19 protein-coding genes are annotated in these 18,877 nt (G+C 57.9%); 8 read left to right on the top strand and 11 right to left on the bottom strand.

Annotation, left to right across the window (positions count from 1 at the left end; genetic code table 11):
• Nucleotides 1-7: 7 nt before the first annotated feature.
• Entirely contained in the window at nucleotides 8-835 is an 828-nt protein-coding gene (locus ACE6ED_RS20210; protein ID WP_410829160.1) for a carbohydrate ABC transporter permease, read from the top strand.
• Nucleotides 836-973: 138 nt separating this feature from the next.
• Here ACE6ED_RS20210 and ACE6ED_RS20205 read toward each other — a convergent pair whose 3' ends face one another.
• The 3 genes from ACE6ED_RS20205 to ACE6ED_RS20195 all read right to left on the bottom strand — a co-directional run bounded on the left by ACE6ED_RS20205 (nucleotide 974) and on the right by ACE6ED_RS20195 (nucleotide 3,644).
• Nucleotides 974-1,801 (bottom strand): class I SAM-dependent methyltransferase, encoded by an 828-nt coding sequence (locus ACE6ED_RS20205; protein WP_410829158.1) that lies wholly within the window; start codon nucleotides 1,799-1,801, stop codon nucleotides 974-976.
• Between the two features lie 312 nt (nucleotides 1,802-2,113).
• Nucleotides 2,114-2,953 carry a 1,4-dihydroxy-6-naphthoate synthase gene (locus ACE6ED_RS20200; RefSeq protein WP_410829198.1) on the bottom strand — a complete coding sequence of 280 codons (840 nt, stop codon included), beginning with the start codon at nucleotides 2,951-2,953 and terminating at the stop codon, nucleotides 2,114-2,116.
• Nucleotides 2,954-2,957: 4 nt separating this feature from the next.
• Entirely contained in the window at nucleotides 2,958-3,644 is a 687-nt protein-coding gene (locus ACE6ED_RS20195; protein ID WP_410829196.1) for a futalosine hydrolase, read from the bottom strand.
• A gap of 308 nt (nucleotides 3,645-3,952) precedes the next feature.
• Here ACE6ED_RS20195 and ACE6ED_RS20190 point away from each other — a divergent pair, with 308 nt between their 5' ends.
• The 4 genes from ACE6ED_RS20190 (at nucleotide 3,953) to ACE6ED_RS20175 (ending at nucleotide 6,691) form a co-directional block, all read left to right on the top strand.
• The gene (locus ACE6ED_RS20190; protein WP_410829156.1) at nucleotides 3,953-4,453 is read left to right on the top strand and encodes a MarR family winged helix-turn-helix transcriptional regulator; all 501 of its coding nucleotides are present in this window, start codon (nucleotides 3,953-3,955) and stop codon (nucleotides 4,451-4,453) included.
• Nucleotides 4,454-4,688: 235 nt separating this feature from the next.
• The gene (locus ACE6ED_RS20185) at nucleotides 4,689-5,087 is read left to right on the top strand and encodes a DoxX family protein (RefSeq protein ID WP_410829154.1); all 399 of its coding nucleotides are present in this window, start codon (nucleotides 4,689-4,691) and stop codon (nucleotides 5,085-5,087) included.
• Nucleotides 5,088-5,123: 36 nt separating this feature from the next.
• The gene (locus ACE6ED_RS20180) at nucleotides 5,124-6,074 is read left to right on the top strand and encodes a ring-cleaving dioxygenase (RefSeq protein ID WP_410829152.1); all 951 of its coding nucleotides are present in this window, start codon (nucleotides 5,124-5,126) and stop codon (nucleotides 6,072-6,074) included.
• A gap of 14 nt (nucleotides 6,075-6,088) precedes the next feature.
• Entirely contained in the window at nucleotides 6,089-6,691 is a 603-nt protein-coding gene (locus tag ACE6ED_RS20175) for an alpha/beta hydrolase (RefSeq protein ID WP_410829194.1), read from the top strand.
• 86 nt (nucleotides 6,692-6,777) lie between these two features.
• Here ACE6ED_RS20175 and ACE6ED_RS20170 read toward each other — a convergent pair whose 3' ends face one another.
• Complete coding sequence (locus tag ACE6ED_RS20170; RefSeq protein WP_410829150.1) at nucleotides 6,778-7,269, bottom strand: hypothetical protein; 492 nt, start codon at nucleotides 7,267-7,269, stop codon at nucleotides 6,778-6,780.
• A gap of 170 nt (nucleotides 7,270-7,439) precedes the next feature.
• On the opposite strand from ACE6ED_RS20170, the gene ACE6ED_RS20165 reads away from it, so the two are divergent.
• Nucleotides 7,440-8,423, top strand: coding sequence for an aldo/keto reductase (locus ACE6ED_RS20165; protein WP_410829149.1), 984 nt, complete (start codon nucleotides 7,440-7,442; stop codon nucleotides 8,421-8,423).
• A 102-nt stretch (nucleotides 8,424-8,525) separates the two neighbouring features.
• Here ACE6ED_RS20165 and ACE6ED_RS20160 read toward each other — a convergent pair whose 3' ends face one another.
• Nucleotides 8,526-10,511 carry an ATP-binding cassette domain-containing protein gene (locus ACE6ED_RS20160; RefSeq protein WP_410829147.1) on the bottom strand — a complete coding sequence of 662 codons (1,986 nt, stop codon included), beginning with the start codon at nucleotides 10,509-10,511 and terminating at the stop codon, nucleotides 8,526-8,528.
• On the bottom strand, nucleotides 10,508-11,332 hold the full coding sequence (locus ACE6ED_RS20155; protein WP_410829145.1) for an ATP-binding cassette domain-containing protein: 825 nt from the start codon (nucleotides 11,330-11,332) through the stop codon (nucleotides 10,508-10,510). Before ACE6ED_RS20155 ends, ACE6ED_RS20160 begins: the two co-directional genes overlap by 4 nt.
• 270 nt (nucleotides 11,333-11,602) lie before the next feature.
• Here ACE6ED_RS20155 and ACE6ED_RS20150 point away from each other — a divergent pair, with 270 nt between their 5' ends.
• Nucleotides 11,603-12,211: a biotin transporter BioY gene (locus tag ACE6ED_RS20150; RefSeq protein ID WP_410829143.1), complete on the top strand. Its 609-nt coding sequence runs from the start codon at nucleotides 11,603-11,605 to the stop codon at nucleotides 12,209-12,211.
• Nucleotides 12,212-12,398: 187 nt separating this feature from the next.
• Here the strand turns inward: ACE6ED_RS20150 and ACE6ED_RS20145 are convergent, their stop codons facing one another.
• From ACE6ED_RS20145 to ACE6ED_RS20135, 3 genes are all read right to left on the bottom strand, one after another.
• A complete protein-coding gene (locus ACE6ED_RS20145) occupies nucleotides 12,399-14,027 on the bottom strand; it encodes an alpha-amylase (RefSeq protein WP_410829141.1) in 1,629 nt (542 codons plus the stop codon).
• A 56-nt stretch (nucleotides 14,028-14,083) separates the two neighbouring features.
• Nucleotides 14,084-14,932, bottom strand: coding sequence for a DUF72 domain-containing protein (locus ACE6ED_RS20140; RefSeq protein WP_410829139.1), 849 nt, complete (start codon nucleotides 14,930-14,932; stop codon nucleotides 14,084-14,086).
• A gap of 203 nt (nucleotides 14,933-15,135) precedes the next feature.
• Entirely contained in the window at nucleotides 15,136-15,306 is a 171-nt protein-coding gene (locus ACE6ED_RS20135; protein ID WP_410829137.1) for a CsbD family protein, read from the bottom strand.
• A 140-nt stretch (nucleotides 15,307-15,446) separates the two neighbouring features.
• On the opposite strand from ACE6ED_RS20135, the gene ACE6ED_RS20130 reads away from it, so the two are divergent.
• Nucleotides 15,447-16,298 (top strand): MBL fold metallo-hydrolase, encoded by an 852-nt coding sequence (locus ACE6ED_RS20130; RefSeq protein WP_410829135.1) that lies wholly within the window; start codon nucleotides 15,447-15,449, stop codon nucleotides 16,296-16,298.
• A gap of 58 nt (nucleotides 16,299-16,356) precedes the next feature.
• Here ACE6ED_RS20130 and ACE6ED_RS20125 read toward each other — a convergent pair whose 3' ends face one another.
• A complete protein-coding gene (locus ACE6ED_RS20125; protein WP_410829133.1) occupies nucleotides 16,357-17,970 on the bottom strand; it encodes a histidine kinase N-terminal 7TM domain-containing diguanylate cyclase in 1,614 nt (537 codons plus the stop codon).
• Nucleotides 17,971-18,204: 234 nt separating this feature from the next.
• Nucleotides 18,205-18,756 carry a cupin domain-containing protein gene (locus ACE6ED_RS20120; protein ID WP_410829132.1) on the bottom strand — a complete coding sequence of 184 codons (552 nt, stop codon included), beginning with the start codon at nucleotides 18,754-18,756 and terminating at the stop codon, nucleotides 18,205-18,207.
• Between the last annotated feature and the right edge of the window lie 121 nt (nucleotides 18,757-18,877).

Here is an 18,877-nt window from a genome sequence, read left to right as displayed (position 1 = left end):
ACGAGTGATGAACAAAGCGCTGCTAAACAAATCGATATTGACGCTGATTATGCTGTTCTTCAGCATCGTGATGATTGTACCGTTCCTCTGGATGATCAGCACTTCGTTTAAAACGCCGGCGGAAGTGTTCACCTATCCGATTGAATGGATTCCCCGGCATTTTAACTGGGACCATCACATTAAAATATGGACCGGCGAAAACAGCTTCGTCCAGTATTACCTGAACTCGCTAAAAGTCTCTGTAATCAGTACAGTAGGCGCGGTGCTGCTGTCGTCGTTTGCAGCTTACGGATTCGCCCGCATTGAGTTCAAGGGGCGGGACGCCATGTTTATGCTGTATCTGTCGATGATGATGGTGCCGCCGCAGGTGCTGTTTGTGCCCAAGTTCATCATGTTTGACTGGGCGGGGATTTTTAACACGCATTGGGCGCTGATTTTGCCCGGGATGTTCACCATTTTTGGGGTGTTTATGATGCGCCAGTTTTTTCTGTCGGTTCCTTATGAGATTTCCGAAGCCGCTTTCATCGACGGGGCAGGTCATTTCCGCATCTTCTCGCGGATCATTCTGCCGATGGCAAAGCCGTCGCTTGCTACGCTGGCAATCATCGATTTCTCCTGGCACTGGAACGATTACGAGAACGCGCTGGTTTTCCTGATCGACCACGACCTGTTTACCGTACCGCTCGGGCTGCAGAATTTTATCCTTGAAAATAACGTCGACTACAACGGCATGATGGCAGCTGCGACCGCCGGCATTATCCCGATGATCCTTGTCTTCCTGATCGGCCAAAAATACATCATCGAAGGTGTGGCAAGCTCGGCGGTGAAGGGCTGAGTTAACGAAGGCGGAGGTTTAGGAAAACGGAACTCGAAGGCAGGAAGCAGGGGGCGTCTTGAAAGGCGACTCCCTGCTTTTTTTGTGTTCATGGACCAAACACATTTTTACTGAAACTGCTGATCAGAGGCCGGCCGTTTACTTGATCCCCAGCCGCATCCGGTAGCACAACAGAATCTGCCGGGTTTCGCCTTGAAAATAATCCTCCACCAGCGCGCGGAACGCTGTGATTTCCTCATTCAGATCGTCCGATCCAAGCCGCAGCACGGTCTGCACGCCCCCTTGACTCAGCATCAGTCCGATGTAACGTTCCGCATCGCAGTCCTCATAATGATGGAATACAATTTCCCGCGCGTAACGAAACTCCCCGCTGGCGATGATGTTCGCCAGATGCTTGCTTTTGTCGTATTTTTGAGCTTGTTCTCCAGCAGGCACCAGGCGGCCGATGATCTCCTCGGCCCGTTCAATCAGGGTATGGTACTTCTGTTCGATCTCCCAACGCGATACAGGCGGCCAGTCGCAGTCATAGGCGGCAAAAACGCCTCCATCCCGGAGCACCCGGGCCGCTTCCCGGAGTGTGCTCTCCGGTTCCATCCAGTGAAACGACTGTGAGCAGGTGACGAGATCGGCGCTGCCGGAGGCCAGGCTGATTTGGTTGGAAAAGCCCTTAATAAACGAGATGGAGCAGTTTGCAGCCGTATCCATGGCGGACAATTTTGCCTGCGCCACGCTCCGCATATCATCCCCAGGCTCGATGCCGATGATCCGGCCGGCATGGCCTGCCCAAATGAATGTCGACAAGCCTGTGCCGCAGCCGAGATCAACAACCAGCGAAGGCGGCGCCTCAAGATACCCGGTTAATATATCCCGGACAATCGCCGGCGCCTCGGGCCGATAGCGGTCGTAATCCTGCTGATAGCCGTTAAAACGTTCAATATTGGACAAGCGGTTGCCTTGTGGAATCATAGCGAATCCTCCTTGTTAGTCCTTAGGTTTCTTTGCGGCGCAATGGGTGGGGTTGGCGGAGTCCAGCTATCTCCCCCTAACATCCTCCAGTACCCACTAACACCTTCCAGTACCCTCTAGTACCTCCAGTACTCTCCAGTCTGCAAGCTTCGAAAATCGGTTGCCCTAAGTATAGGCGAAACCAAAAGCCTGGTTCAATATTTGGATTCGGCTGGCGGAGCAGGCGGAGCTGACAGTACCTATATAAGGAAAAAGGGACAGAAGAAACCGGGGTCCAATAAAGAGCCCCGGTTGCGATTTCATATATTTAGTTCAGCGCAGCTGCTGCGGATCAAAAGCGGGTACAAGCCCTTCCGCCGCCGCGCGCTCCAGCAGGGAAGAGACCGCGGCGTAGCCGCTGTCGCCCAAATTCATCGTAAAGTCGTTAACGTACAGGTCGATGTGCGATTTGGCGACCTCAGGCGACAGCTCCTGGGCATGCTGAAGCACATATTCCCGGGATGCGGTCGGGTGCTCCCAGGCGTATTGAAGCGACCCGCGGATCCAGCCCTCGATCGCCTCCGCATCCAGGTCCCGGCGGGCAATAATGGCGCCAAGCGGGATCGGGAGGCCCGTATCGCTTTCCCACCAGCTGCCAAGATCGGTCAGCAGGTTCAGCCCATACGAAGGATAAGTGAAACGGGCTTCGTGGATGACAAGCCCGGCGTCGATCTGCCCATCCCGTACGGCGGGCATGATCTCATGGAACGGCATAACGATGATCTCGCCGACACCGCCCGGAATATGGCCGGCCGCCCACAGCCGGAACAGCAGATAGGCGGTGGAACGCTCGCTTGGCACCGCGACGCGCCGTCCCGCAAGATCCTGCGGGCGTGTGGCCGCGTGCGGCCCGCCGCCGGTCAGCACCAGCGGCCCGCAGCCGCGGCCAAGCGCTCCGCCGCAGGAAAGCAGTTTATAACGGTCGAGCACCCATGGCAGAGCGGCGTAAGAAATTTTCAGCACCTCCGGGCCGGTTCCGGCTGCCGCCCACCCGTTTGTCACGTCGATATCGGCGTAAGTGACCTTCAGTTCGGGCGCGCCGGACACCAGTCCATGCGCCCAGGCGTGGAAGACAAAGGTGTCATTGGGACATGGAGAATAAGCCATGGTCAGCAGATCAGTCATTGGGATTCAGCACCTCCGGTAAAAATGAACTTGCGGCAGCCAGCGCGTCCAGCGCTTCGCCGATCCGCCAGGCGGCGCGGTCGCGGGGACCCACCGCGTTCGAGATGGCGCGGAGCTCCAGCACGGGCAGGCCGAAGATGGCTGCGGCTGCGGCGACGCCGTAGCCTTCCATCGCTTCGGCCACCGCGCCCGGCACCCGCGCCGCAAGGGCCGCGGCCGTCTCCGCCGTGCCGGTCGCGGTTGCGACGGTGAGCACCGGTCCCGTGCTCACCGCCAGCCCGGCCGCCCCGAGCCGGGCGGCCAGCGCCGCCGTCCGCTCCGCGTCGGCCGGCGCGGATACGCTGCCGAAGCCAAGCTCGGCAGCGCTGCGGAAGCCCTCCGGCGTCTCGGCGCCGAGGTCGGCCCAGATCAGCACGCTGGCCAGCGCCAGCGTACCGACGGGAGCCGCCCCGGGAAAGCCGCCGCCGATCCCGGCGCTGACGACGCAGCCGTAGGCACCGGCTGCAAGAGCCGCGGCGGTTCCGGCCGCCGCCGCCGCCGCTCCCGCTCCGGCGGCGATGACCTCAAAGCCGCCCGCAGCAGCCCCAAGGCCGCGCAGCACCGCGTCCCGCTCGGCGGAAACGGCGGTGACGATGAGCACGCGCGGCCTCCCGCCCGCGGCATCGCCCGGCGGACGCATCGAATATTCGGTTGTCACAGTATGGCCTCCTTGCCGCCTAAGCGGAATGTTTTATCCATAAGACAGGCATAATATAGAAGAAGAACCGCGGGACTCGGCCCGCGGCCGTACAAAAAAGGATACGCCGATTTGGCGGACAGGTCAAACCGGGCGTTTTTTACATCGGGAAGAAGAAGGGTTGACACCGGAGGGAAAAGGGATTATATTTATCTTAAATCAAAGATAATTAACTTAAAGATAAGCAGTAGCGTTCCTTAGAACAATGATCTATTGTGACATACAATTTATGAAGAAGGAGGTGAGCGGGAATGAGCCAGGCGGGACCAACCGGTCAGGAAACGAATGAAGCCAGTGCAGGAGCCGGAGCAGGAGAAGCTGGAAGCAGCCGTGACCGCGATGTATCGCTGAAGCTGTTCGTTGTATTGTCCAAGGCTTACCGCAGTCTGATGGACCACGCGGTTAAGGACATGAAGAGCTATGGGCTGTCGTCGGCCGAATTTATGGTGCTTGAGGTGCTGTACCACCGCAACCGGATTCCGCTTCAGCAGATCGGTGAAAAAATCCTTGTCACCAGCGGCAGCATCACCTACAACATCGACAAGCTGGAGAATAAAGGGTTGCTGAAGCGAGTGCCTTGTGACGAAGACCGGCGCGTAACCTATGCGCAGATTACGGAAGCGGGCAGGGCGATGTTTGACGAGATTTTTCCGAAGCACGCCGATTCGATCCAGTCGTTGGTGAAGGGACTGAATACGGAAGAAAAGGAACAGACGATAAAGCTGCTGAAGCGGCTTGGCAAAGGCGTGTAGAAGCCCGGCTTTCAGGCCGGAGCGCAGCCCTCTGGGGGCGGGAATGACTGCCCCTAGAAGGGAGGCTGGGTTTAGCGGACAGCATGCACGCGGGTACGCCGGCGCAGGCACTATCCGCACCATTCGGGAAAGGCCGGATTATTAGGCAGATGTAGAGTTAACGGGAAGCTAATTTTTTTTAACTAATATCTTAACATTAAGATAATAAAACTAAAGAGAATGGAGACGATTAGATATGGTAAGCGTAGGATTATTGGTAATTAGATTGGTGATTGGGTTGGCGTTTATTGGACATGGTGCACAAAAGCTGTTCGGCTGGTTTGGCGGATACGGGCCTAAGGGTACCGGCGGCTGGATGGAGTCGATTGGCATTAAGCCCGGCGTAGCGATGGCGGTGACGGCCGGTCTGATGGAGTTTGTTGGAGGCGCGCTGTTTGCGGCCGGGCTGTTGACCCCTCTGGGTGCGGCGCTGATCGTGTTTGCCATGCTGGGGGCTATCGTCAAGGTGCATGCGCCTAACGGGTTCTGGAATACGTCGAACGGCTACGAATTTCCGCTGACGCTGCTTGTTGTGGCTGTGGGCGTTGCATTGACTGGACCGGGAGCGATCTCCCTGGACGCCTTGTTGTTCTAATCCATCATCCATAATTCGAGAGGGAGAGTGAAGATCATGACTTTTCAAACTTCGGGAATTCACCATATCACCGCCTTTGTTGGCGATGCACAGCGGAATGCGGATTTTTACGCCGGAATACTGGGGCTGAGACTCGTTAAAAAAACTATTAACTTCGATGCGCCGGAAGTGTACCATTTGTACTTCGGCAATGAAAGCGGCGCGCCGGGCACCATCATTACGTTTTTCCCTTTCCCGCAGGGCCGGAAGGGCCGGATTGGCGGCGGACAGGTGGGCATTACCGTCTACGCCGTCCCTGTTGGTTCACTCGAATTTTGGGAAAACCGGCTCGCCGAGTACAGCATTTCGGTGACGCACACCAAGCGGATGGGCGAAAGTTACCTGTCCTTTGCCGATTATGACGGCCTGCGGATCGAACTGGTTGAACGCGGGGATGGCGCACCCAGCGCTTGGGCCTTCGGCGGAGTCCCGGTGGAGCATGCCATCAAAGGTTTTGGCGGTGCGGTCCTGTACAGTACCGATCCAATCAGAACGGCAGAGGTGCTGGGCGAAACGCTGGGAATGGAACGCGTGCAGGCCGACGGCGGGTACATCCGTTTCAGGGCGGCCGGCGATATCGGCAACCTGATCGACTTGAGAGCGGAAGCCATGCCGCATGGCAACGGCGGTCCGGGAACGGTGCATCATATCGCGTGGAGAGCCAAAGATGACGCCGAACAGCTGGAATGGGGCCGCCGTGTGCGGGAACAGGGCTACCAGCCGACGCCTGTGCAGGACCGCCAGTATTTTAACGCGATTTATTTCCGGGAGCACGGCGGCATCCTGTTCGAAATTGCCACAGATCCGCCAGGGTTTGCAAGGGACGAAGAGCCGGATCGGCTGGGAGAAAAGCTGTTGCTGCCAGAGTGGTATGAGCCGCACCGTGCGGAGATTGAAAGCCATCTGACGCCGTTTACAATCCGCGAGATTGGAGGAAAAACGCAATGAGTGAGATGAAAGAAATGAAGCATGTGTTCCGGAAGGGGAGCGATCCGAACAAGCCCGTTTTAGTTCTGTTCCACGGCACAGGGGGGAATGAATTTGATCTGATCCCGCTGGCCGGGACGCTGTCGCCGGGTTCCTCGGTACTCGGTGTCAGAGGCAATGTGCTGGAAAACGGCATGCCCCGGTTTTTCCGTCGGCTTGCGGAAGGTGTGTTCGATGAAGAGGACTTGATCTTCCGCACGCATGAGACCCGCGCTTTCCTTGCTCAGGCGGTCAAAGACTACGGTCTGGACGAAGGGAACCTGGTAGCCGTGGGGTACTCCAACGGCGCCAACATCGCCGGCAGCCTGCTGCTGCACTACGGCGGTCTGTTCCGCCGCTCGGTGCTGCTGCACCCGATGGTGCCGCTGCGCGGACTTGAGCCGCCCGCTCTTGCGGGAAGCGGCGTCTTTATCGGGGCGGGAGTTAACGACCCGCTGATCCCGGCCGCCGAGACCGAGGAGCTGGCAGGCATCCTGCGGGCAGCCGGAGCCGAGGTGGACATCCAATGGGGCCGTCAAGGGCACCGGATCAGCGCGGACGAAGCGGAGGCCGCCGCCCGCTGGCTTGCCCGGCAGTAAGCCGGCAGAGCGGGCGCCCGCCCGTCATATTCAGTAAAAAAGAGACGCAGCTCCGTTTCGCTGCGTCTCTTTTTGCGGCGTCCGGGTCATGTTGCGGCCGAGTTGTTGTCACGCTTCCGGAGTTCGTGCACGCCCATCACGACAGCGACCAGTTCGTAGTCCCCTAACCGGTCTGAACGGTTGATAAGATGAAACGCCCCAGCTTGCAGCCATCCGCTGACTTTGTTGAATTTGGCGGCGACGGCGCCGGATTTGTTGGTGATGGTATATTCTCTTGAGAATGCCGGGGATATAATTTCATACACGCCATTTTTTCCAGCGTCATATTCGTACCGTTTTGTCATGAGCGACATCCGGTTGCGAAGCTCGCCGAGCGGCCTGCCCGCACCGTCCTCCACATGCCACCGAAAAAAACGGAAGCGGCCTTCGCATTCCAGCCGGCCGTCCCGTCCATACACCGTCAGCTTGGAGCCAAACATGCCGTGCAGGTCGATTTCCCCCATCCGGCTACCCTCCGCATCCATAATTTCCGTCAGGCCCGCGTTAAAAAAGTTGTCCTTAAAGTATAATTCACCCATAATCGTCTCCTCCTCTTCCGCATCCTGCATCTTCCAATTCATACGTAACGGCGGGAGGGATGTTCCGCAACTCCTGGGAAACGGCTCCAGAAGCGGGCCTGTGGTTGCATGAGAGCGCTTTTTTTATTACGCTGGAAGGGTGAAAGGGATGAGAAGGCGGGAGGCAAACTATGAATTATCGGCAATTGGGCAATACGGAGCTGCGCATCAGCGAAGTCAGCTTTGGCACCTGGGGCGTTGGAGGCGACTGGGGACATTCAAGCGACAGCGAAGCGCTGAATGGTTTGGCGAGGGCGATGGAGCAGGGCGTTAATTTTTTTGATACAGCGGATGTGTACGGTTCGGGCCATGCGGAAGAACTGCTGGCCAAGGCCACGCGGGGCAAAGAGGATACGGTCCATATTGCTACAAAGTTCTGCCGTGCCGGAGATATCCACGACCCGAAGACCTATTCGGAGGAGCAGGTCCGGGCGTACTGTGAGGCAAGCCTGCGGCGTCTTAACCGGGAGCGGATCGATTTGTACCAAATTCATTGTCCGCCCCCTGCCATACTGCATGACGGAGAGGTATTTTCAGTTTTGGACAAGCTGAAGGAGGAAGGCAAAATCCGCCATTATGGCGTCAGCGTGGAGAGTGTGGAGGAGGGGCTGTTTTGTCTTGGCGTGCCTGGAGTGAAGGCGCTTCAGGTGATTTTTAATTTGTTTCGGCAAAAGCCGGGGGAAGAACTGCTGCCCCGTGCGGAAAGCGCCGGAGTCGGTATCCTCGCGCGTCTGCCGCTGGCCAGCGGACTCCTGACGGGCAAGTTCAGCAAGGACACAACGTTTGCGGCAGATGACCACCGCAGCTTTAATGCCAATGGCGAGCACTTTAACGTAGGGGAGACCTTCGCGGGGCTGCCTTTTGAGAAAGGCGTCGAGCTGGCGGAGGAACTTCGGTGGATTGCGGAAGGCCGAGGGGATATGGCCCGGGCTTCCATGCGCTGGATTTTGGATCAGCCGGGCGTAAGCTGCGTGATCCCTGGTTTCAAGAACGCCGGACAGGTTGACGATAACCTGGGCGCTATCGGGGCGGCTCCGTTCACCCGAGAGGAGCTGGACAGGCTGAGCCGCTTCTACCGCGAGCACGTGGCGGAGCATATCCGCGGCGTATATTAATATTAGGCAAGGTGACAGCAAAGACGGCTTCCCAAGGACCAGGAAGCCGTCTTTGTTTTTATATTTGCTCATGCTCTAATGGACTGGCCATGCAGGGTTGGACTACGGAAGTAGGAGAAGCACTGCCGAGACGGCTGCTGTTCCCGCAAGTATAACGGAATCGGCCCGTCGCCAATGCAGCACCGCCCAGGGAGTCCGTTCTTTAGCCGGATCGTATCCCCTGGATTCTATAGCGCAGGCAAGCTCATCTCCCATGCGGATTACGAGAATCAGCAGCGGCACAAACAGCAGAGAAAGCTGTCTTGGCGTCCAGCGCCGCATTCCGGCGCCTCCGCCTCTTGAGCGGAGTGCCATTTGAAGCTGCGAGACAGTTTGCAGCGTCATAGGCACGAATTGAAGCGTCAAGGAAACCGCCAGCGATGCATTCCGGGTGCGGATCCCCAGCCGGCGAAGCGGGAATATCGCCCACTCCAGGCTCTCCCTAAGCGGTGCGCCTCCCGTCGTCTCCGTGAACAAGAATCCGAGGGATAGCAGCAGCAGCAGCCGGAGTGCGCCTTTGCCCCCTTGAACCATTCCGTCCTGTGTGAACACAAAGCCGGTTGCGGCTTCCGAATTCCAGCTGAGTGAGGAGACAAGCCAAAGAAACAGGAGCATAAGCATAAACGGACGGAAAAACCAGCGGATTTGTTGCCCGGCGATTCCCGCGGAAGCAACCAGACAGCCGATCAAAAGAGCGGCCGCCGCCAGGGATGCTGCATGCTCCATTCCAAGCAGGGCAAGGGAGCCGAGCAGCATGCCAAGCCATTTTACGCGCGGGTCCACGCGCCGCCAGCGCGCATGCCGGGACTCCCGGCGCATATGCCGCTGCTCCCCGCGCGAAGGCTGCAGTTTCGGGTGCGAAGAGCCGGGAAGCCTGCTTGTAGTTCCATGCGGCCCGGCGGGCTCCGTACTGAACACCGTGCCGGAAGGGGCCCCGCCCGCATGGCCGGTCGCTTCCGGAGCAGCTATAGTCGAAAGCGCCGCTATTGCCTGGGAAGACAGCCTATCCTCCTGCGGAGCGCTGTTGGAAGCTGAATCCAGCTTGCTGTCCGCAGCTGAAGCTAACGCGCTGCCCGTAGCTGAAGTTAGTGTGCTGCCAGCGGCTGAAGTCAAGGCACTGCCAGTGACTGAAGCCAAGGCACTTCCGGTGAATGAAGCTATGGCACTGCCAGTGACTGAAGCTAACGCACGGCCCGCAGCTGAAGCCATTGTCCGGTCCGGACAAGGCGGGGCGGGAAGACGGCTGATCAGAAGCGGGTCATCGGAAAAAGCTCCGGGGTTCCGCGGCATCTGTTCGATCCAGCCGGCATCCAGCAGCTTGCGCCCAATTCGAATATACTCGGGCTCTTCCAGTCCGGCGCTCTCCAGCGTACCCGGACACTCCGCCAAGGTCCCCGGATTTCCGAGCCAGGCAAGCCGCCCGTCCGCAAGCACGGCAGCCTGATCTGCAAGCGGAAAAAACAGATCCAGGTCATGGGTGCCCACCACGATGGCAGTGCCTTCCCGGTGCAGCTTGCGGATCAGGTCCAGCAGTCCCGCCGCCGCATCGGGGTCAAGTCCTGCCGTCGGCTCGTCCAGCAGCAGGATCTGCGGACCTGCGGCAATGGCGCCGGCAATAGCCACTCTGCGCTGTTCGCCTCCGCTCAGCAAAAAGGGGGAACGATCCCGGTATGTTTCGTAAGAAAGGCCAACCGTCTCCAGAGCCTGCCGGACCAGGGCAGGCCGGTCCTTCCGGGCGATCCTGCGCTGCTCCAGACAATATTCCATGTCCGCGGCGACAGTGGACGCAAACAGCTGGGTGCTGGGATGCTGAAAAACGATGGCGGTCCCGCCGCCGCTGCGGCCGGTGTTCCCGGAAACCGCCGGGAAGCGGACTTCGCCGGCGCCGGGAGCTTCCAGCCCTGCCATGACCCGCAGCAGCGTCGATTTGCCGCTGCCGGTGATGCCGCAGAGCACGGTAAGGCTTCCAGCCGGCACGTTCAGCGTAATGTTTTCCAGCACGGCAGTGCCGCCCTGCTTGCAGGTTACGTTTACGAGGTCCAGGCTCACTGCAACATCGCCTCCAGCTCTTCTTCCGTCATGGGCAAAGCCTCCAGCGGCCAACCCCGATCCTGCAGCAGCAGGCCAATCTGCTGTATGGGCGGAAGAGCCCAGTTCAGCCGGCGGGGGAGATCGGAGCCATAAAACAGCGTTTTGGCTGCCCCGTCATAAATCAGCTCCCCGGCCTGCATAACCGCCACCCTTGGGCTGGCTGCAAGTTCCTCCATGCGCTGGGTCACCCAGACGACGGTGCGTCCGCTGCGCCACAGCCCGCGGGCCAGGCTCCAAATGCTTCGGCGGCCCGCCGGGTCCAGCATGGAGGTGGCCTCATCGAACAGCAGCACTTTGGGATCAAGTGCGAGGGTGGAGGCAACGGCAAGGCGCTGGCGCTCCCCGCCGGACAAGGTCTCGACGGGAACTGCCTTTTTGGCCAGCAAGCCGGTCCGCTTAAGCATCTCCGTTATCCGCTCTTCCATCTCGGCACGCGGCAGCCCACGGTTCTCCAGACCAAATGCGATGTCTTCTTCGGGTGTTGCGCCGACAGACTGGGTCGACGGGTTCTGGAACACCAGCTGAACATGCTGTTTTACGGCTTTCCGGCCGTCAGCGGAACGCATATTGTAACCGGCGGATTCCAGCAGTCCACTCGCAGGTGTCTGCAGTCCATTGAACATCCGGACCAGCGTTGATTTGCCGGAGCCGTTTGGTCCGGTCACAGCAAGCCACTCTCCTTCGGCAACATTAAGCGTAACCCCGCGCACCGCAGGAATTCGTTTGCTCCCATCTCTGTACACCGCCGCCAGTGCTTCGGCTTTAATTATTGTCTGCATATTTGCTCCGTATCGATAAAAGGATGCCTCCGATTATACCAGAAAAGCCCCAGGTTGAAACAGGCGGCCTTGCTCCGGTTTGTCACCTGCCGGGCACCCAGAACGCCCGGCCTAGATGATAAACAGCTAAAGTTTGCGGCAGCTAAAACAGCTGTCCCTCTTTTGGGTTATAGAACTTTCAGCCCGCCTAAATCCGGCTCCGCCGGGGATTGCCGGGAACCCGGGCGGATGCTATAGTGGGAAAATGAACGATAAGGAGGGTGTTCCGGGATGATTAAGTGGTCAACGCGCGGGTTGATTTTCAGCGCTTTGTTCGCGGGGGTAATGATTGCCCTGAGCTATCTGAAATTTACACTGCCGATTTCGACGGTGCCAATTACGCTGCAGACGCTTGCGGTAATGCTTGCCGGTTCGGTGCTGGGCGCCCGCTACGGTTCGCTGGCTGTATTGATTGTAATCGGATTGACCGCCGCCGGCCTGCCAGTTTTGGGCGGCAGGGGAGGACTTTCCGTGCTGGCGGGGCCGACAGGCGGTTATATTGCAGCCTGGCCGTTTGCCGCTTTTCTGATCGGGTGGTTCGCTCAGCGGATGAAGCCGGGGCGTTATACCTTTGCCAAGCTGCTTGCGGTTAACTTTGTGTTCGGCGCGCTGCTCGTTTATCCATCAGGTGTAGCCTGGATGGCTCACAGCGTTTCGATCGACTCGTTGTCCAAAGCGCTCACCGCCGGCATGTGGCCGTTCCTTCCCGGGGACTTGGTGAAGTCGCTGCTGTGCGCTTCCGTCGTTTCGGCGGTATGGCAGGTCTATCCGATCAGCCGTATTCTGAATGTCGAAGAGGAAGATTGGGCCCTTGAAGGGAACTCTCACGCTGGTTCTTAAGGAGAACCGGTCCTGCATGAACGTAAAACAGCCGTCCGGCCTCCTGACAGCTTGCGCTGCCGGGGAGCCATGACGGCTGTTTTTGCGTGAGATCCTCCGGTTATTCCGTGCCTTGTGCCTCTTCATTTTTCTGCTTGGCGCTGTCTTCCGCATGCTCTACGTGACCTTCAGCATCCGCATCGCCGCTTTAGGCCTGTTCTGTGTCCTCTTCCTCGTGGTTCTCAGCATCCGCATCGTCAACATCAGCCTGCTCGGTATCCCCTTCAGCACGCCCCGCTTCCTCCTTGTGCGGCGCTTCGCCGCCGGCTTCCTCCTGCTCCGGCTCCACATCCTCGCATCCGGCATAGGCCTCGCCAGGCTCCTTGTCAGGCAGCGCCCAGACCGACACGCTGCCGCCGTTTACGAGGAAGACGGCGAAGCCGTCTTCGCCAATCGTCAGCGTCTCCTGCCGGTTGCCGGTCAGATCGGCCCATTCTTCGCCGGCGCGGTGCTCGCCGACATACATGCGTTTCTCGCCGGCGTCGCCGTTTGAAGCGACCACGGCGCAGCCGGAACCGGGGAACTCCTCCACCCCGTGACGCACCCAGCCGATCGTATTCGGATGGTCAAAGTAGTCGTCCTGTTCCCCGTAGGCTTTATGGCAGCGGGCATACAGGAGCGGATCGATTGCGGCTTTTTTGCCCTCTTTTGGAGACGGACCGCCAATCCCGAAATAATCGCCGTAAAAGACAACCGGGTAGCCATCTTTACGCAGCAGAATAAGCGCATAGGCAATTTGTTTGAACCAGTCCTCGACCCACGATTCCAGCGCCTCATGCGGCTGGGAGTCATGGTTGTCGACGAAGGTGACCGCGTTGGTGGGGTGAGTCTGAACGAGCGTATCGTTAAAAATCTCGGCTAAATTGAACTCGCTCCCCGCCAGAGAAGCCGCATGGAACTTATAATGCAGCGAGACGTCGAACAAATCGATCCGGTAATCGACGGTGTCGAGGAATTCGCGGCAGGCGTTCAGATCGGGATTCCAGAATTCGCCCACAATGTAGAAATCCTCGCCCCGTTTCCGGGTCATTTCGGCGGCGAACTCTTTGATGAATTCATGGTTGATGTGCTTGATTGCGTCGAGCCGGTAGCCGCTGCACTGCAGCGTATCCACCAGCCACTTTCCCCATTCGAGCATTTCGTGCCGGACTTCCGGAAGGCTGTAGTCGATATTGGCGAACATTAGATAATCATAATTGCCGAATTCATTGTCCACGTTCTCGTTCCAGTTTTTCCCTTCCTGGTAGATGCGGAAAATCCCTGTCCGTCCCTCTTTGGCATCATAGTCCGTCCCGTTAAAATGGTGATAGTTCCACTGAAAAGCGGAGTGTTCCCCATTTCGTCCGGGAAAGGTGAACTTGGTCCAGCCTTCGATTTCAAACGGCTCCGAAATTTCTTGCAGCCGGTTGTTCGGATCGACTTCAATCACCTGGAAGGTTTCCGTCTCGTCCGCCCCGGCCTTGTGGTTCATCACAAGATCGGCGTAGACGGCGATGGCGTTTTTCAGGCATTCGGCGATCGCCTCGACCAGCTCCGACTTCGTCCCGTATTTGGTGCGGACCGCGCCTTTTTGGTCGTATTCGCCCAAGTCGTACAAGTCATAGACGCCGTAGCCTGTATCTTCGGGCGTAATGGCTTTTGTTACCGGGGGAATCCAAACCGAATCGATGCCGATTTCCTTGAGCATAGGCGCCATTTCCGCAAGCCGTTTCCAATGCTGGCCGTCGGCCGGCACATGCCATTCAAAAAATTGCATCATCGTATGATTTCGCTTCATTTTCCCTGCCCCCTTTGGTAACATGGCGTTCAGGCATCCTCCGCCTTTAGCCCGTTTTATTCGAATAGTTCAAGCTGGCGGGGGCTTACGCCCCCGTCTTCACCGCCGAGCAGGCGCTGCAGTTCTTTGGCATTGCCGGTAGCGTGGCCGGCCGAATTGTTGTTGAATACGACGAATACCTGCCTGGATGCCTGTTCCAGCTCCCGCAGCCGGTCTCTCCATTCCGTCAATTCCTCCGTGCTGTAATCGTAAAGATAGCGGAGCTTGCGCCAATCCGGGTGGCTGCTCTGATTCCAGCCCTGGGTATTCCGTCCATGCAGCCGGACATAAGTCGCCTCGGGCGAAGTGGCTTCGGCTACAAGGGGGATGGAACCCGTCGCGGTTTGCGGCTCATCCGCTACCGTGTGAATCCAGCCTTCTTCCGTAAGGAACTTCAGCGTTTTGTTCCGGTACTCCGGGCTGTACCATGAAGCATTCCGGAACTCGAGGGCGCATGGAACATCTTTCATTCTTTCCTTAGTGTCGCGCAAAATATCAACATTTTCCTTGGTGCAGTCAAACCAGGGCGGATACTGAAACAACGTCATAATCAACTTGCCGGCGTCAACTACGGGTTCAATGGATGTATGGTAGGCTTCGAACATTTCCTCTGTTGTGTCGAAGTAATTTTTGCTGCGCCGGAGATGGCTTGTCATACCCTGATAAGCCTTGACGATAAACCCGAATTCATCGGGCGTCTGGCCGACCCATTTCACAAAGTTTCGCACGGGCTGGACCGCATAAAAGGAGCTGTCGATTTCTACGAAGGAAAAGTGCTTGCTGTATGCCGGCAGACGATCGGCAGGCTTGATTTTGCCGTACAGCTCTTCGTGATCGCCGAAGCCGGTCAGGCCGATTCGGATCATCCGCGCTCTCCTCCTCTTCTGCTTGGTCTATCTCTTATATAAACGGAAAAGGGCCGGCTGCAAACAAAAGCGCCTCCGCAAAGACGCCATTTCCAAGTATATGGGCGCGGAACGAAAAAAAACCTCCGTTCCCGGAGGTTTTTTGCTGTTTATTGACGCTTCAGGGATGCCGCCGGAGGCGGGCAGCCGCTATAATAAAATAATCAATCCTTCAGCTTGCCGATGCCTTCCTGGACTTCTCCCTTGAGCTTGTCCTTTTTGCCTTCGGCTTGAAGCGAAGCGTTGTCCGTGGCGTTGCCCACCTGGTCTTTGACTTCGCCTTTAACTTTGTTGACGCCGCCTTTGATTTTGTCGCTGAGTCCGTTGTCTGCCATTGTTGTCAGCTCCTTTTGGTGAAGTATCGTTCTGCTAATCATTTACCCCGGCTTCCGGGGATCAAACAAGCCTGGCCGCAGCCGGCCCGTCAGCATGAGCTGTGATGAGCATAAGCCAGGCATAAGGAGAGAAAAAAGCATTGGAACACCGTTATGAAGCAATACGGCCGAATATCCTCATTATGCATGCCGAACACGAATCGGACCGGCCCGTTCTGGCCGCGGTTGCCGGCAGCCGTCGCACCCTGCTTATGGACGCCGGCAATTCGGCGAAACACGCCGGATTGTTCCGGGACGAGCTTAAGCGGCGCGGGCTGCGGCAGCCGGATTTTTTGGCGCTGACACATTGGCACTGGGATCATACCTTCGGGATGGCCGAATGGAATCTGCCGTCCATTGCCCATGAAGGAACGGCCAGCTTATTATCCGATCTGGCGCACACGGAGTGGAATGAAGCGGGCATGGCGGCGCTGGTGGAACGGGGAATCATCAGTAATCAGAGCGTCCAGCATATCCGCCTGGAATATACGGACGGCGCGCCGATTCGGCTGGCCGAGCCGGATATCCGGTTTCAAGGCTCCATGACCGTTGACCTGGGCGGTCTCACCTGCGAACTGCGCCATGTCGGCGGAGACCATTCTTCCGACTCCTGCTACCTCTACGTCAAGGAAGAGCGGGTGCTGTTTCTTGGCGACGCGCTGGGACCTGCGGTCTACGGCGGACCCCGCAGATATACGGCGGACAGCTTCCTGCGGCTGCTTAAGCTTGCTTACGATTATGAAGCCGAAATATATATTGAATCCCATGGCGAGCCTATGACGGCTGAAGAATTCCGGAAGGAGCTGTATCCCTGGGAACGGATGGCGGTGCTAAGCGGACGGTGCGGCGGTGACAAGGAGACGTTTCTCCGGCTGTTGGCCGAGGATTTGGAGCTTAAAGAGCTGTCGCAGGATCTGATCGAAGGTGTTGGCTATTTTATGAACGGGATGTAACAGAACACAAGACAGCCCCTGAATCGCAGCATAATGCCGGTCCAAGGGCTGTTTGTATTTAATCTGCGGCTGTGTATTCCGCAAGTCTCCGGCCGCCGGCCAGATAGACGCAATTGCGGCCCGCGTGCTTGGAGGCATAAAGCGCCTGGTCTGCTGCCGTCAAAAGCGTCTCCAGCATCGTCTCCAGCGCATCGTCGGCTCCTGGAATCCCGTTTGAAGCGGCTGCGCCGAAGCTGGCGGTGATGCGGATTTCGCCGCCCTGGGCTGTCAGCGGGCTTGCGGCGATGTCTTCCCGGATTCTGTTGCACAGCCGCGCCGCTTCTTCCGGCGGAGTATCCGGGAGGCAGAAGACAAATTCTTCACCGCCGTAGCGGCCGAACAAATCGGCCGGCCGCAAATGCCGTTTGCAGATGCCGACGACATGCCGCAGCGCCTCGTCTCCGGTGCTGTGGCCGAAACGGTCGTTGATGTTTTTGAAATGGTCGATGTCCATCAGCACAAACGACACCGGCCGTACAGCCGCAGCTGCATGCAGCAGCTCTGCCGACAGATCCATGAACCGGCTGCGGTTATAGATGCCGGTCAGACTGTCCGTCGTTGCAAGCTGGCGCAGCCTGTCCTCCAGCAGCTTGCGTTCCGTCGCGTCGATCAGGATCAGCATCCGGCCGGCAACAGCTCCGTCCTGTTTACGGACGGGGAAGGACCGGATCTGGTAGTAACGCGTCATGCCGCCGGTTGTCCATTCCAATTCGCGTTCTTCCTGCTGCAGCGGATCGGCCCGCTCCACATATTCGGCGGCGGCGGGTCCGGCGGGAGCAAGCAGCCCGGCCAGCGGACGTCCCAGCGAAGCGGGGGAAAGCCCGTCCATCATGGCGGCTGCCGCATGGTTATAGTCGATCAGCCGTCCCAGGTTGTTCAGCACGAGCACGCCGTCGCGCATGCTTTCAAACAGATTTTCCCGGGCAATAGGCGCCGCAGTCAGCATGCCTCTGGAGAAAATCGCCCAAATATACAGCGAGGCCGTCAGGCTCATAATCACCGGGACGGGATCCATGCCGTAGGGCGTTAAATGCAGTAAATACAGCAGCGAGCCGAGGGTCGGAAGCAGCAGGCCGATCAGAATGGTCACCATTTGGCGTAAATAGACCCGCATGGTCTTTTTCCATTTCCAGACCATCAGGCAAAGCGAAGCCAGCAGACAGCCAAACGTGAAGCTGCCGTGAACGACATACCAGGGACCCATAACCATATCGGCAAGCGGGGAAGGCGCATCCGGCCTCAGATAAATTGAGCGGTAAAACCAATGGTGAATGTCATTTGTCCATACGATAAGCGTGGTCAGGCAGGGGATGGCGTAAAGGGCTGCCTTTGACCGCCAGGATCTCAGCTTGTCCAGTCCAACAAAATGCATAACCATCAGCAGGCTGGCCGGTGAAATAAACGGCATCCCCAAATACTCGACCCGAATCCAGAAAAAGATATCCTCAAGCGTATTGCTGGTCAACTCCAGGGCGAAGCCGAAGGTATAAACCGCCGAGCCTAAGGCGATGACGATAAAGGCGTTGGTGCCCGCAAAATCCGTACGCCGGTTCATGGCAAACAGCGCAAGCAGCACATTCAGCACGCCGGAAATAGCGACGACAACGATATAAGAGGAAATCAGCGGGTCCAATGATCCACCTCCGCACGCAGCGGAATCCGAACGGACAGACGTCCGCCGGAGACGGTAACAGCGCTTACCATAAAATGTTCTCCTGACAATAAAAATGCAGGCCGGTATGCTGCAAAAAAACGCAGGTTTGGTTCCGGGCTCCTTAGTTCCATAGTATCATAACGGCGGCAGTGCAACATTAAACTGCTTTGAAAAGAAAGCGGCACGATTGATGCTCCGGAAAGTAACGGAGAACTAGCGGTCGATGCCGGAACGGTTTCTGTCAGGATACGCGCCGCCCCACAACACCGGCAGCGGCCCGTCTTCGCCATAGAGCGGATCGCGAAGCGGGAGGGGAACCTTAGCGATTTCCGCGCGGATGCTCTGCAACCGGTCCGCATCGTCTTCGGTGCGCAGGTTATAGTCCATCCCGTCCGGATAAGCACCGGATACGGCGAAACCCGGACCGGAGGAGATACATTTATGAGCGGTTCCGGCAGGCAATACCAGAACGTCGCCCGCTGAGACCGGCAGCCGCAGACCGCTGTCGCCGCCGAGCTGCAACACGGCAGTTCCCTGTACTACAGCCAGCGCCTCATGGGCATTGCTGTGGTAATGGTGGTACGAATAAACGCCGGCGGTCCAGCCGCCCAGCCACCCATTGCGGGCGAAGACTTCCAAGGCTTCGTTCGGCCGCCCGGACAAGGCCCGCGGGTAGACCAGGGCGGGCAGCTCTGGATTGCCGGGAAGCCCCGGAGCTTCGGGGAAGCGGAACGTGCGGGGTTGAATCCATTCGGAAGGGTGCATAACGTTCATCCTCTCTTTTTTTGAGAATTACAGCTTTATTTTGATTTCGTCCTTATTTTGATTCATTACCCGGAAAATCCCGGTTTTCGTCAAGGAATCGGTGAGAGGGTGCGGTTGCCGA

This window comes from Paenibacillus nanchangensis (assembly GCF_046543445.1).
Taxonomy (GTDB): domain Bacteria; phylum Bacillota; class Bacilli; order Paenibacillales; family Paenibacillaceae; genus Paenibacillus_AQ; species Paenibacillus_AQ nanchangensis.
The sequence above is the reverse complement of the archived record's forward strand: the minus strand, read 5'-3'. Positions and strand labels throughout refer to the sequence as shown.